This is a genomic window from Marinomonas sp. G8-14, from assembly GCF_055808935.1.
In genome coordinates, this window is record NZ_CM147891.1 from 3,346,021 (window position 1) to 3,359,244 (window position 13,224).

The window sequence follows — 13,224 nt, forward strand, 5'->3', positions numbered from 1 at the left end:
AATACCCGACAGATACATGCAAAGTAATGATTTTTGTGACATCCGTTTACCAAAAGCCATATTGTTACAAGCCCGCTTTAATCCAACTAATTGTATCGTCTAATGACATAGGTTTAGCAAATAAGTAACCTTGGCCATCCTCACAGCCCAAAGCCAGCAAATGCGTTTTTTGTTGCTCAGTCTCAATACCTTCAGCAATAACACTTAACCCCAAAAAGTTTCCTAGTTCGATGATCATCTTCAGTATTTCCCAATCTTTCTCGGATTCTTCCATGCGCCACACAAAGCTGTGATCAATTTTGATAGTTGAAACCGATAAAGTAGATAAATACGCTAAAGAAGAATAGCCCGTCCCAAAATCGTCGATATTGACTCGTATACCTAATGCTTTGAGGTTCGATAAATGCTTGTTAATATTAGTTTTTTCTTCAATGATTTGGGACTCAGTAATTTCTAACTCGATCATTTCATTCGACACACCTTCTTCTGCAAGCAGTCGTTTAAAGTTTTCGAAGTAATTAGGACGAATGATTTCATTGCCTGCAACGTTCACAGAAATAGGTACGTTAATACCTAAATTTTTAAGTGTATTAATCGCTTCACAAGATTGCCGCAACATCTGCTGATCCAATTTATCAATCAGACCACTGCTCTCAGCTAGCGCAATAAATTGATCTGGCGGAATAAACTGCCCATTTTTATGCACCCATCGCGCCAAGGCTTCAAATCCAATCAGCGTGTTATTTTTTAAGCTAAATTTAGGCTGAAAATAAGCGTGGATCTGATTATCCGAAATGGCTTCTCGTAGATCTTTTAATAACTCATAACGCCCAAACATTTCCGACGCAAGGGTTTCAGAAAAAGCCAAGTATGACACTCTCTCGTATTTTGCTCTTTCTAAGGTACTTTTTCCGACACTGACTAATTGTTCTGGCTCATAATTAGGAAAGTCTGAAAATTTCACCGAGCTTACGGTCAAATCAAGAGAATGTAAGGAGTTTTCAACTTCAATGCTGGTATGGATAATATTCTCGAGTGACGTTTCATTGTAATCCTGATCGTCATACACAATCAGTACCAACGTATCTCGCTCAAGCAAGGCAATATCGACCGCTTTATCAAAGAAGTGGTTCAAATAATCGTACAGAGAAAGCGTTAATTGATCACAATATTTAGACCCTAAAACAGACTCTGTATAAGCTAAATCTTCCACGTAGAGCATCAATAAAGTCGCTTTTTGACGCTCCCACGAAAACATATTGTGTATTTCACGAACCAGCCAGTTTTTATTATGGATCCCTAAAGTAGGCTCAACATAAGCCAGATTGGTTAGTTTATTATGCAAGGCAACATTGCGGAAACCTGCACTGATATTCTCACAAAAGACCTGAAGTAAATTAATTTCATTGACGGCAATATTTCGATCTAGCTTTACCACCACCATGTATTCGCGATCTTCTAACTCCTTATTAGAGAAATACAGCACAGAAAAGCCATCCTGAAACACATGACTTTTTTGTGTATTGGCTAACGCCACAGCGTCTCTTAAAAAGCTCTCTTGGATTACTGATAGAAAATATTGATGAATATGAGACGAAAACTCCCCACAAGCAGCAACAATTAAGGCCTTCTCTAAATGTTCTTCTTCTGGGTGGAAAAAGCACACTATGCCGCCGCTGCTCATTTTTAACAGTAAGCCAATTTCTTCCAAAATAGAGCGTGTATAGTCGGTAATGTCGTTCTTTGATGCGATTCGTTGACTGGAAGCCAATAACAATTGCATACCATGACGAGCCTCTTTCATATCAGAAAGGTGCTCCCAAGTACGCAAGTTACTTAGTACGATAGTTTGTAAATGCGCCTGAGTGAGGTCAGATTTGCACCAATAGTCATCGATATCGTATTGACCAATAAGATCGTTAACTGGGGCCATACCTGGTTGACCAGTTAATAAAACAATGCGTACCAAATCATTGCCAATAACGTCACGAATCGTCCGGATTAAGCGTAAGCCAGCGACATCAGTTTCCATGACAACATCAAGAAACATAACCGATATATCAGGATTGGCAGCGATAACTGTCGCGGCTTCACTCGCAGATGATGCGGTCAGAAACTCCACCTGTTTATCGTCATAATTAAGCGCACTAAGACCATTCATCAGCGCTTCTTGGTAATCAGGGTCATCTTCAACGGATAAGACTTTGCAATAGTTTCTTCGTGTAGAGGTTGCTTTCAGTGAATTCTTTTCGTAGGGTAAATCCATTGTATTTCCCTTCCTTGTTTTAGCATTTATCTGTTGGATTCATATCATTCAAGCTTAGTCATGTTTATAAAAAATGCATCTGGAACAAAAAAACTTTGTAACGAATTATTAATGACCACTGAATTAATAGAATGTTGTCAGCTAAAATCAAAACTCGGCTTGAACACTCGACAACATCCCTGTCAAAAAGCGCCAATATCGTCAATAATACTCAACTCACTAGCAGGCATTTTGTTTGTGATATAGTAAAACGCAACAAAGTCAAAAAAGGCGGATTAAAAGAACCTCATGGACAAACATAAAGGCAATTTATTCATCTTATCGGCTCCTTCTGGGGCTGGTAAATCGACCTTATACAAAGCACTTCTTAGCCAAGATTCACAAGTACGTATTTCCATTTCTCATACCACACGTGCACCGCGAGCTGGTGAAGAACATGGTCGAGAGTATTACTTTATCGATGATGAATCCTTTTTGGATATGATTGCGGAAGACGCTTTTTTTGAACACGCTCAAGTGTTTGATAATTACTATGGCACCTCAAAAGAATCGATTTTTGGCATGTTAGAGCAAGGCCTTGATGTGATTTTAGAAATCGATTGGCAAGGTGCTCGACAAGTCCGCCAACTTTACCCTGATGCCATCGGCGTATTTATTTTACCGCCCTCTTTGGCCTCTCTCGAAGAACGTCTTCGCAAACGCGCGACCGATTCCGATGAAGTTATTCACCGACGTATGGCAAAGGCCGTCAATGAAATGTCTCATTACCATGAATACGATTTTGTGATTGTGAATGACGATTTTGATACGGCGCTTGCAGAAATGTCGTCCATTTTTATGGCCATGCGCTCCAAAACCCCTGTTATGCAGCAAAAATATGGCAATCTTATAAATGATCTCTTGTCATTATAAGAAGCCGTTCAGTAGAATTACCCTTGGAAAAATAGATAACCGAACACAGAGGTCAAAATGGCTCGAGTTACCGTAGAAGATTGTTTAGAAAACGTTGATAACCGCTTTGAACTAGTGATGGTCGCATCAAAACGCGCTCGTCAACTTGCGACTGGCGGCGAAGACGCAAAAGTGCCTTTAGAAGGCGACAAAGTGACTGTAGTTGCACTACGTGAAATAGCGGAAAACCTAATCAACGCAAAAAATGTTGATCAGCAAAAACGCCCATTGCACGAGTTTTAATCTCTATGGTGTCGCTCATTGCAAATTGTCGCGCTTCTTTTTTGCCAATGTGAGGTGAGCGATGTATACCATTGAAGATTTAGCACTGACATTGAGTCAGTACTTACCTTACGAGCAAGTCTCTAAGGTAAAGCGAGCTTACTATTATGCCGAGCAAGCCCATGATGGGCAGCGGCGCAAAAGTGGCGAGCCTTATGTCACCCATCCTCTCGCCGTCGCCGAAATTCTCTCTGAACTTCGAATGGATTGTGATGGTTTGACAGCGGCCTTACTGCACGACGTAATTGAAGATACTGGTATTAGCCGAGAAGCGCTCACTGAGCAGTTCGGTGAAGGTGTCGCCGGTCTGGTGGATGGCGTAAGTAAACTTACCCATTTGGAATTCAACAGCCAAGTCGAAAAACAAGCCCATAACTTCCAAAAAATGGCCATGGCCATGGCCGATGACATTCGCGTTATCTTGGTGAAATTAGCGGACCGTTTGCATAACATGCGCACATTGGATGCCATGCCAGCAAATAAAAAGCGTCGTATCGCTCGCGAAACCTTGGATATTTACGCGCCCATTGCCAATCGCTTGGGTATGTACAATGTTAGGGTTGATCTAGAATCCCTCGCTTTTCAAGCCTATTACCCAATGCGCGCGCGCATGTTACAAAGAGCCATCCATAAAAAGTATGGCCAGCAGCGCATTAAAGACACTCAGAAACTTGAAGATACGATTCGCTCCGAATTGGCCGCAGACTATATCGAAGCCAGCATCAGTGTTCGCGAAAAGCATATTTACAGCATTTATCAGAAGATGGACAAGAAGCGCCGTTCTCTGGATGAAATCATGGACGTCATGGGTGTGCGCATCGTGACCGATCGCCATGACAGCTGTTATCGAATTTTAGGCGTGATTCACGCCCTCTTTAAACCCATCGAAGGCCGCTTTAAAGACTACATAGCGGTTCCCAAATCCAATGGTTATCAGTCTCTACACACCACGGTGTTGGGTGCTAATGGTATACCTATGGAAATCCAAATTCGTACAGAAGAAATGGATTTGGTCGCCAATAATGGTATTGCTGCGCATTGGGCTTATAAAGTCAGCGGCTCCTCAAATATGCCAAGCAATCACGATCGCGCGACAAAATGGGTGAAAAGTTTATTAGAAATTCAACAAAAAGCACGTAACCCCGTCGAATTTGTTGATAACGTGAAAAGCGATCTGTTCCCTGACGAGGTGTATGTTTTTACTCCAAATGGCCAAATCATCGAGTTACCTTCAGGGGCAACACCCGTTGATTTTGCCTATGGCGTCCATACTGAAATCGGCAATACTTGTATCTCTTGTCGTATCAATCGTCGTCTCGCGCCATTAAGCACACAGCTTGAAAGTGGGCAGACCGTCGAAATTATCACAGCCAAAAACGCCCAGCCAAATGTGGCTTGGTTAAGCTTTGCGATTACGGGTAAAGCACGCACCAACATTCGTCATTATTTGAAAGACAAACAGCGAGAAAACGCCATTTCCATTGGTCATAGGCTACTCACTCGCTCTCTTAATGCCTTTAAAACCAATATCGATGAATTGACCGTTGAGCAAATCGCGCAGGTGCTGACCAACCACCAGCTCGCCACCATGGATGACTTACTAGAATCCATCGGTAAAGGCCGCCATGTGGGCTATCTGGTTGCCCGAGAGCTGTTCCCCAACATTGATGAAGATACCTTGGTGACCCCGAAGTCCTTTAAGGTGAACGGTTCTGAAGGGATGCTGATTTCCTATGCGAAATGTTGCTCCCCGATTCCCGGTGATCCGATTGTTGGCTATGTCCAAGTTGATAAAGGCATTATTATCCACCACCTTAATTGCCCGAATGTTCAGGACCATTTGTCGAGTACCTGAACGTTTTATTCATATGGCATGGGGCAAAGAAATCGAAGAAGAGCTACACATTAGCCTCATCGTCACTTATATCAACGAACGTGGTGCGGTGGCGAAAATCGCCAGCTCAATCAGCGACACAGACTTCCAAGTGTCAAATCTCGATATTATTGAGCGTGGCCGAGTCAGTCGTTTACGGTTAAGCATTACTATCTCCAGTCGCGTTGGCTTAGCCGATGTAATGCGTCGCATAAAAGCTGTTCGTTGTGTCGAGAAAGTCACAAGGGAAACCATTGTAGGGCGTTAATTGGCCTTTATTTACTGTTTACTGACCTTCTAAAATAGGATGCTCATTTATGTCAAAACAAGTCATTCACACTGAAAACGCACCGGCTGCTATCGGCCCATACTCACAAGCCGTTCGTGCTGGCAATACTGTGTATTTGTCTGGTCAAATTCCTTTGGTTCCTGAAACCATGGAAGTCATCAGTGAAGATATCGTTGAGCAAACAACACAAGTCTTCAAAAACTTACAAGCCGTTTGCCAAGCAGCGGGTGGTTCTCTAGAGAACGTAGTGAAATTTAATATTTTCATGACCGATCTAAGCAACTTCGCCACCGTAAACGAGGTAATGATGCAGTTCGTTAAGCAGCCTTACCCAGCACGCGCAGCAATGGGCGTTCGCGCTTTGCCAAAAGGCGTTCAGGTAGAAATCGAAGGCATCATGGTGTTGGAAGACTAATCTCTTCAAACCCATGCTTGTCACGTAAAAAAAGAGGCCGCGGCCTCTTTTTTTATTATGGCGACCTTGTACCTAATCACTAGCGCACTGCTGATTTATCGCGTCCTGTTAAATTCACGCAACAACTCATGATAGCCCACCACGTAACTCGGATAACGCGGCACCCAACCTTGTGATAAAAGGTATTGGCCCTGTATACGCTTTCCGGATACTGGAACAAATTGATTACTCTCTTTTACGGCCACCCTTGCACCTAGACAGGTTGCTAACCAAAGTTTCACTTCCCACATAGAAACCGGTGTTTGATCGGTCACAATCACCTGTTTGGGTAAGTCTTTCCCCTCAAACGCTATGTTGGCTAAGGTTACCAGTGCTGATACCACATCGTCCCGATGAATACGATTGGTCCAACTGTTGGCTTCCCAATCCTTTTCACTTAGTACCGTCTCTAATAATCGAAATCGCCCTGGACCATAAATACCGGAACAACGCACCGTCACACTGGGCAATACGGCAGCAAGCGCCTGCTCGGTTTCAAGCAATACTGTCGCCGTTGCTGATGAAGGGATAGCGGGCGTTGTTTCATCAACCCACTCACCTTGATTTTGTCCGTATACACTGGTGCTGGACACAAAAAACACTTGGGGCGGTTTCACCAGGGTTTTATATCGACGAATCAACACTTGCGCGGTGTCAAAATATGCGGCTCGATACGCGTCTTCGTCACGACCATTGGGGGTCATAATCAAGAAAACCACATCCACATCAGGTAAGTTGCCATCTGTCATGCTCAGTAGGTCACCAGTGATCCCCACCACGCCTTCTGGGAAATGGGCTTTTGTACGACGAATTCCCGTCACCTCATGACCGTTTTTCACCAATTCAGCGGCTACACCAGAACCTAAATCACCGCAACCTGCGATCAGAACCTTTGCCATTAACCTTCTCCAAACTACGTTAAACGCGAACGCTATAAAACTTTTGCCGCACTACTGTGTGGAATACTGACAGATATTCTAAGGAAGAAATACTCAGCAATAAAAAAGGAACGAGTATACTTTATCAAAATATGTATTATCATAGTTATTAACAATGAAAAAGCTTAAGCAAAAGGTGTGTTATGACATTAACGGAATTGAAATACATTGTAATGCTGGCAGAAAAAAAACATTTTGGACAAGCAGCACTGGATTGCCATGTGTCACAACCGACTCTTAGCGTCGCCGTCAAAAAACTGGAAGACGAGCTAGGCGTGGCGATTTTTGAGCGCAGCAAAAGTTCAGTTTATGTCACACCGCTGGGGGAACAAATTATTACCCAAGCAAAGCGTGTACTGCATCAAGCCAATACCATCAAAGAACTCGCTTCGTCGGGAAAGAACCAATTAAAAGGCCCTCTCAAAGTCGGTGCTATTTTTACCATTGCACCTTACTTGTTTCCTTTTATGATTCCGTCTTTGCATAAAATCACCTCAGGCATGCCGTTGATCATTGAAGAAGACCTCACGGAAAACTTACGCCCTAAACTACGTAATGGAGAATTAGATGCCATCATCGTGGCGCTGCCTTTTCGTGAACCGGATGTGGTAACACAACCCATTTACGAAGAAGAATTCATGGTGCTGATGCCGAAATCGCATCCATGGACCAAATTGGCCAGCATAGATACAGATCAGTTATCAACTGACAACTTGTTGTTACTCGGTAAAGGCCACTGTTTTAGTGAGCAGGTACTGGAAGCTTGTCCTTTGGTTAACGAAAACGAGTTTGGCGACGGCCGCACTATCGTTAACGGTAGCTCATTAGAAACCATTCGCTACATGGTCGCATCAGGCTTAGGCGTCACTGTGTTGCCTAAATCGGCGGTGATGAACATTAATCATGACATGCTAGAAGTCAGACCTTTTACCGCACCGGCCCCCAAACGTACCGTGGCATTAGCTTGGCGAGCGAGCTTCCCACGTCCTAAAGCGATTGAAGCCGTTAGCCAGTCTATCCGTGATGCTTGTAAGCAGCTAGACCTGTAGAACAATTGGATTTGTAGAGAGTAGGCATGACCGATGGATTAGACACTCAAGACGTTCGTGAGCTAAAGGGTGTTGGCGATGCGATGGCGGAAAAACTGGCAAAGCTGCACTTGAACACAGTACAAGATCTGCTGTTTCATCTGCCCATCCGCTATCAAGACAGAACACGTGTGGTTCCTATAGGGCAACTGCGCTTTGGCGATGAAGCCGTTATCGAGGGCCAAGTCACAGGCGCTGAAATCAAAATGGGCAAACGTCGTAGTTTACTGTGTCGTATCAAAGATCACACTGGCACCTTGTGTCTGCGCTTCTTTCACTTTTCCGCTGCGCAAAAAAAGCAACTGGAAGCCGGTAAACGAGTACGCTGCTTTGGTGAGATTCGCCGTGGCAGCACAGGATTTGAAATCTATCATCCTGAATACAAGATCATTGGGGAAGACGAAACACAAGAAGAAACCGCACAACTGACACCGATTTACCCACTGACGGATGGTTTGACACAAACGAAAATTCGTCAACTTTGCGCACAAGCCTTAGAACGTTTAACACCCTACAATTTACAAGAGTGGCTGCCTGACGAGATACGCACTCAATTCAGCCTTCCTCCTCTGGTTGATGCCATTCAGTTTCTTCATCATCCATCAAGAGAGGCCAATCTAGAGTTACTCAAATCTGGCTGTCATCCAGCACAATACCGACTATCGTTTGAAGAACTCATGGCGCACCAGCTTTCTCTAATTGGCAAACGCATAAAAGCCAAACAAGATGCTGCCATCAAAGTACAAGCCGCAGGTGAATTAAGCCAACGGCTCTTGCAACAGCTTCCCTTTTCACCAACTAATGCGCAGCAACGGGTTTTTCAAGAGATCCTTAACGACCTCGGCTCAGGTCATCCTATGCTGCGTTTGGTTCAGGGCGATGTAGGCTCAGGGAAAACCTTAGTGGCGGCGTTGGCGGCGGCGTCTGTTGTACAGGCTGGCTACCAGGTTGCCATTATGGCGCCCACCGAAATTCTAGCCGAACAACACTATATCAATTTCACTCAATGGTTTGAGCCGCTTGGACTCAAGGTGGCGTGGATGATCGGTAAGCTCAAAGGCAAAGCCAGAGAAAAAGAACTCACTGATATCGCATCTGGACAGGCTCAAATTATTGTTGGAACACACGCTTTGTTTCAGGATACCGTAGAGTTCGACCGCCTAGCCTTAGCGATTATCGACGAACAACATCGCTTTGGCGTACATCAGCGCATGGCGTTGCGCGAAAAAGGCATGAAACATGGCTTCCAGCCTCATCAATTAATCATGACAGCCACGCCGATTCCACGAACCTTAGCCATGTCAGCCTATGCGGATCTGGACTGCTCCATCATTGACGAGCTGCCACCTGGCCGAACACCAGTGAACACCATAGTGGTATCCGATCAACGCCGACAAGAAGTCATTGATCGTGTGAAAAGCGCCTGCGAAGAAGGCAAACAAGCCTATTGGGTCTGTACCTTGATTGAAGAATCTGAAGCCTTACAATGCCAAGCAGCTGAAGACACCGCCATTTTGCTACAAGAACAGCTTGGCAAGCTTCGTATTGGCTTAGTCCATGGGCGTTTAAAAGCCCAAGAAAAAGCGGACATTATGGCAAAATTTAAAGCGGGCGAGATTCAACTACTGGTGGCGACTACGGTGATCGAAGTCGGTGTCGATGTACCAAACTCCAGTCTCATGGTGATCGAAAACCCAGAGAGACTTGGCCTTGCTCAGCTGCACCAATTACGTGGTCGTGTGGGTCGAGGGCAAACCGCCAGCCATTGTGTGCTGCTTTATAAATCCCCATTAGGGCAACAAGGCAAAGAGCGGCTTTCCACCATGCGTGAGACCAGCGATGGTTTTAAAATCGCTGAAAAAGACCTGGAATTACGCGGCCCTGGTGAATTACTCGGCACCAGACAAACTGGGGCTCTGGGAGTTTAAGGTCGCAGACTTACAAAGAGACAAAGGATTGTTGGATGATGTACAAAAAGCCGCGGTAATATTGCATAGCCGCTACCCAGCCGCCATTTCCCCCTACTATCACGATGGCTACCCAATCATGATCAGTACTTGAACGTCTAAATGCTACTTGAGCGTCTTCTATTCTTGACTCGAAGCATCGTAACCTCAATTTAAATCGACCAGCAAACGGTATTTGCTTGCACCTGAGTAAAATTTAATCAAAAATTACGCAATGCAAAAAGCCCTTAAGAAAAGGGCTCTAAGTGCTTTATCACTTAATCGATTCGCCAATAAGGAAAGAACATGGGCTCTTTACATAAAGCTTTTCAGGATACGCATTTAAATTTGCAGGGATGTGGCTATCGAATCGAAAATGACCGTATTCTTATTTTTGTTCATCGTATTGAAAACAATAGAGCGGAAGAAAACCTCAGCGGCACCCTACAGTTACAGTTATGTGCATTCCCGACAACTTCCGATCATAGAACAACAAAGACGATTCTTGCCTCGACGACAATTGGCGAAATAAAAGGCCAGCACTTCCTTGGTGATTGCTATTACGATCTGATTTTTCAGCAACCTCCCGCTGGCTCTTGGTCCTTGGCCCTGCAACTAAGCGAATGGAATGGCGTCGATTATACCTTGTGCGATTCCGTCTATTTTGAAAACCACTATAAAAGCGTCATTCCCTCTTCCGATCCGATACATCTTGCCAATAACCAACAAGAAGATGCCCAGGCACCCACACCCAAAACACCAGAAAAAGTCGAAAATATAAAAAAAAACACTGGCTATTCAGATGGTTATCTCGCCATTAATAAAGCAAAAGTAGACAAGCTATTAAGCGTGAAAGGAGTGCCAAAGAAAGTACTGGAGAAATTAGTGAAAGAACGGCCGTTTCAATCCGAAAAAGCCGTTCTCAATGTCAAAGGAATGGGTCCAAGCATGTTAAAAAAAGTGCTTGCCGCCATCCCTGTTTAGGGAATATTAACCACTGTGGTATTTTTAACTTCTTCCATGGCAACGTAAGTACGCGACTCTCGAACATGGGGTAGCGTTAACAGGGTCTCTCCCAACAAAAGACGATAAGTATCCATATTAGATACACGCGCTTTCAAAAGGTACTCAAAGTCGCCGGCAATCAGATGACATTCCAAAATTTCAGGAATCTCGGTGACAGCGGCTTTAAATTCATTAAATCCTTCTGGAGAGGTTGTTTTCAAACGAATCTCCACAAAGACAAGCAATCCAGCATCCACTTTTTTGGGGTTCACCAAAGCACAGTAGCCCGTAATGTAACCATTACGTTCCAAACGACGCACCCGCTCCAAACAAGGCGTCGCACTGAAGCCCGACTCGACTCGCTAACTCCACATTAGATAAACGACCATTAATCTGTAATTCTCGAAGAATTTTTTTATCTAAACGGTCAAGCGGTTTTGCTGAGTTATCCATCTGATGTGGATCTCCTTTACATGACTTTAATTGATATCAAAGGAAGGTAGAAAATATGTTTTCTAAGTCTACCACGCAGATTACAGATTATGGAAAGTGCTTTATTCAATATATTGTGTATGGGTATTCAAATTAAGCACAGTAAATCTCAAAACAGCACCAAAATGATGCAAAAAATTCATCTAGCACAAAAAAGATCCACCGCTTCTACAAATCGCCCTATATTTGTGCGCAAAGACAACCTACATTTGTCTGCAGAGCCTTGTTTTTACTGACTTTAATGAAGACTGTGAGTCAACTAATTAAGTAAGTAGACAGCGTCTTAAACTCCCAAAAAGTGCAAAAAACAAGTATCACACACCTCTTTTCTGACATTTTATCCTTGACTACTCCTTAAAAGAGTAATTCTATAGGGGAATGTGATGACCTTTTAGAAGAATCGTCTACATATACCTAACAACAAGAATAATCAAATGTTGGCACTAAGCTTGCTTAATACTTAAACGGAATCGCTAATAATATAGTCATTCGCAGATCGTGGAATCTGAAATTAAGAATTTAGTAAGATCAAGATAACAACATATATAAAACAACCGCCTGGGAGGCTCAATATAATGAAATCGAATGTTGGTAAACTACTGTCTACAGCAGCAATCGCCGCTACAATTAGTACTGGCGCAGCCGCAGCAACGCTTGACGATGTCAAAGCGAAAGGTTTTATTCAATGTGGTGTTAGCCAAGGTGTTCCTGGTTTTTCCAATGCGGATTCAAACGGTGAGTGGTCTGGTATCGACGTAGACGCTTGTCGTGCAACAGCGGCCGCTATTTTTGGCGATGCGCAAAAAGTAAAATTCACCCCACTGTCTGCTAAAGAGCGTTTCACGGCTTTGCAATCTGGTGAAATCGACATCCTTGCTCGTAACACAACTTGGACCTACACTCGCGATACCTCTTTGGGTCTAGACTTCACCGCGGTTAACTTCTACGACGGCCAAGGCTTCATGGTACGTAAAGATCTTGGTGTTGAATCAGCAAAAGATCTTGATGGTGCAACGGTTTGTACAGAGCAAGGTACTACCACAGAATTGAACATGGCGGATTTCTTCCGTAAAAACAAATTGTCTTACGTTCCTGTTGTTGTGCAAAAAGCCGATGAAGCGCTATCTGCTTACTCATCTGGCCGTTGTGATGTTTTCACAACAGACAAATCTGGTCTAGCAGCTCACCGCTCTAAACTATCTGATCCATCCGCTCACGTTATTCTTCCAGAAACGATTTCTAAAGAGCCTCTAGGTCCTGTGGTTCGTCACGGTGACAACCAGTGGAAAGACATTGTCACTTGGGCAATGTTTGTTCAGGTAAACGCTGAAGAGATGGGCATTACATCTAAAAATGTTGCAAAAATTAAAGCTGAGACGATTGACCCTGAAATCAAGCGTTTGCTAGGTGCAGAAGGTGACATGGGTGCGCAACTTGGTCTACCTGCTAGCTGGGCATATGACATTATTGCTAAAGTTGGTAACTATGGTGAAGTCTTTGAGCGTAACGTAGGTCCATCTACACCTGTAGGTCTTCCTCGTGGTATCAATAATCTATGGACTGAAGGCGGTGTTATGTACGCGCCACCAGTACGTTAATACCTAAAAGCAATCCGCTTCGGGTATTTACCCAGCGACTAG

General features: G+C 43.9%; 8 protein-coding genes and 3 pseudogenes. 8 read left to right on the top strand and 3 right to left on the bottom strand.

The features are described 5' to 3' along the window. Positions 1-64 precede the first annotated feature (64 nt). Positions 65-2,266 (bottom strand): GGDEF/EAL domain-containing response regulator, encoded by a 2,202-nt coding sequence (locus tag AC0L6V_RS17065; protein WP_265219577.1) that lies wholly within the window; start codon positions 2,264-2,266, stop codon positions 65-67. 288 nt (positions 2,267-2,554) lie between these two features. Between AC0L6V_RS17065 and gmk the strand changes: the two genes are divergently transcribed. The 4 genes and pseudogenes from gmk (at position 2,555) to AC0L6V_RS17085 (ending at position 6,076) form a co-directional block, all read left to right on the top strand. Further along, positions 2,555-3,178, top strand: coding sequence for a guanylate kinase (gmk, locus tag AC0L6V_RS17070; RefSeq protein ID WP_265219578.1), 624 nt, complete (start codon positions 2,555-2,557; stop codon positions 3,176-3,178). 57 nt (positions 3,179-3,235) lie between these two features. Then, a complete protein-coding gene (gene rpoZ / locus AC0L6V_RS17075) occupies positions 3,236-3,460 on the top strand; it encodes a DNA-directed RNA polymerase subunit omega (RefSeq protein WP_012072045.1) in 225 nt (74 codons plus the stop codon). Between the two features lie 61 nt (positions 3,461-3,521). Further along, positions 3,522-5,640, top strand: a pseudogene (locus AC0L6V_RS17080) (RelA/SpoT family protein). Between the two features lie 49 nt (positions 5,641-5,689). Continuing rightward, positions 5,690-6,076 carry a RidA family protein gene (locus AC0L6V_RS17085; protein ID WP_265219579.1) on the top strand — a complete coding sequence of 129 codons (387 nt, stop codon included), beginning with the start codon at positions 5,690-5,692 and terminating at the stop codon, positions 6,074-6,076. Between the two features lie 95 nt (positions 6,077-6,171). Here the strand turns inward: AC0L6V_RS17085 and AC0L6V_RS17090 are convergent, their stop codons facing one another. Further along, complete coding sequence (locus AC0L6V_RS17090) at positions 6,172-7,014, bottom strand: NAD-dependent epimerase/dehydratase family protein (protein WP_265219580.1); 843 nt, start codon at positions 7,012-7,014, stop codon at positions 6,172-6,174. A 182-nt stretch (positions 7,015-7,196) separates the two neighbouring features. Between AC0L6V_RS17090 and AC0L6V_RS17095 the strand changes: the two genes are divergently transcribed. From AC0L6V_RS17095 to AC0L6V_RS17105, 3 genes and pseudogenes are all read left to right on the top strand, one after another. Beyond that, the gene (locus AC0L6V_RS17095; RefSeq protein WP_265219581.1) at positions 7,197-8,102 is read left to right on the top strand and encodes a hydrogen peroxide-inducible genes activator; all 906 of its coding nucleotides are present in this window, start codon (positions 7,197-7,199) and stop codon (positions 8,100-8,102) included. Positions 8,103-8,128: 26 nt separating this feature from the next. Further along, positions 8,129-10,210, top strand: a pseudogene (recG, locus tag AC0L6V_RS17100) (ATP-dependent DNA helicase RecG). Between the two features lie 183 nt (positions 10,211-10,393). Continuing rightward, positions 10,394-11,071: a ComEA family DNA-binding protein gene (locus tag AC0L6V_RS17105; RefSeq protein WP_409418824.1), complete on the top strand. Its 678-nt coding sequence runs from the start codon at positions 10,394-10,396 to the stop codon at positions 11,069-11,071. Here AC0L6V_RS17105 and lrp read toward each other — a convergent pair. Beyond that, positions 11,068-11,545: pseudogene (gene lrp, locus AC0L6V_RS17110) on the bottom strand (leucine-responsive transcriptional regulator Lrp). The gene AC0L6V_RS17105 and the pseudogene lrp overlap by 4 nt on opposite strands. Before the next feature lie 614 nt (positions 11,546-12,159). Between lrp and AC0L6V_RS17115 the strand changes: the two are divergent. Further along, positions 12,160-13,182, top strand: coding sequence for an amino acid ABC transporter substrate-binding protein (locus tag AC0L6V_RS17115; protein ID WP_418138453.1), 1,023 nt, complete (start codon positions 12,160-12,162; stop codon positions 13,180-13,182). Positions 13,183-13,224: the final 42 nt, after the last annotated feature.

Coding starts and splice junctions, on each gene's coding strand:
- AC0L6V_RS17065 (WP_265219577.1), bottom strand. CDS start 2,266: ATGGATTTACCCTACGAAAAGAATTCACTGAAAGCAACCTCTACACGA.
- gmk (WP_265219578.1), top strand. CDS start 2,555: ATGGACAAACATAAAGGCAATTTATTCATCTTATCGGCTCCTTCTGGG.
- rpoZ (WP_012072045.1), top strand. CDS start 3,236: ATGGCTCGAGTTACCGTAGAAGATTGTTTAGAAAACGTTGATAACCGC.
- AC0L6V_RS17085 (WP_265219579.1), top strand. CDS start 5,690: ATGTCAAAACAAGTCATTCACACTGAAAACGCACCGGCTGCTATCGGC.
- AC0L6V_RS17090 (WP_265219580.1), bottom strand. CDS start 7,014: ATGGCAAAGGTTCTGATCGCAGGTTGCGGTGATTTAGGTTCTGGTGTA.
- AC0L6V_RS17095 (WP_265219581.1), top strand. CDS start 7,197: ATGACATTAACGGAATTGAAATACATTGTAATGCTGGCAGAAAAAAAA.
- AC0L6V_RS17105 (WP_409418824.1), top strand. CDS start 10,394: ATGGGCTCTTTACATAAAGCTTTTCAGGATACGCATTTAAATTTGCAG.
- AC0L6V_RS17115 (WP_418138453.1), top strand. CDS start 12,160: ATGAAATCGAATGTTGGTAAACTACTGTCTACAGCAGCAATCGCCGCT.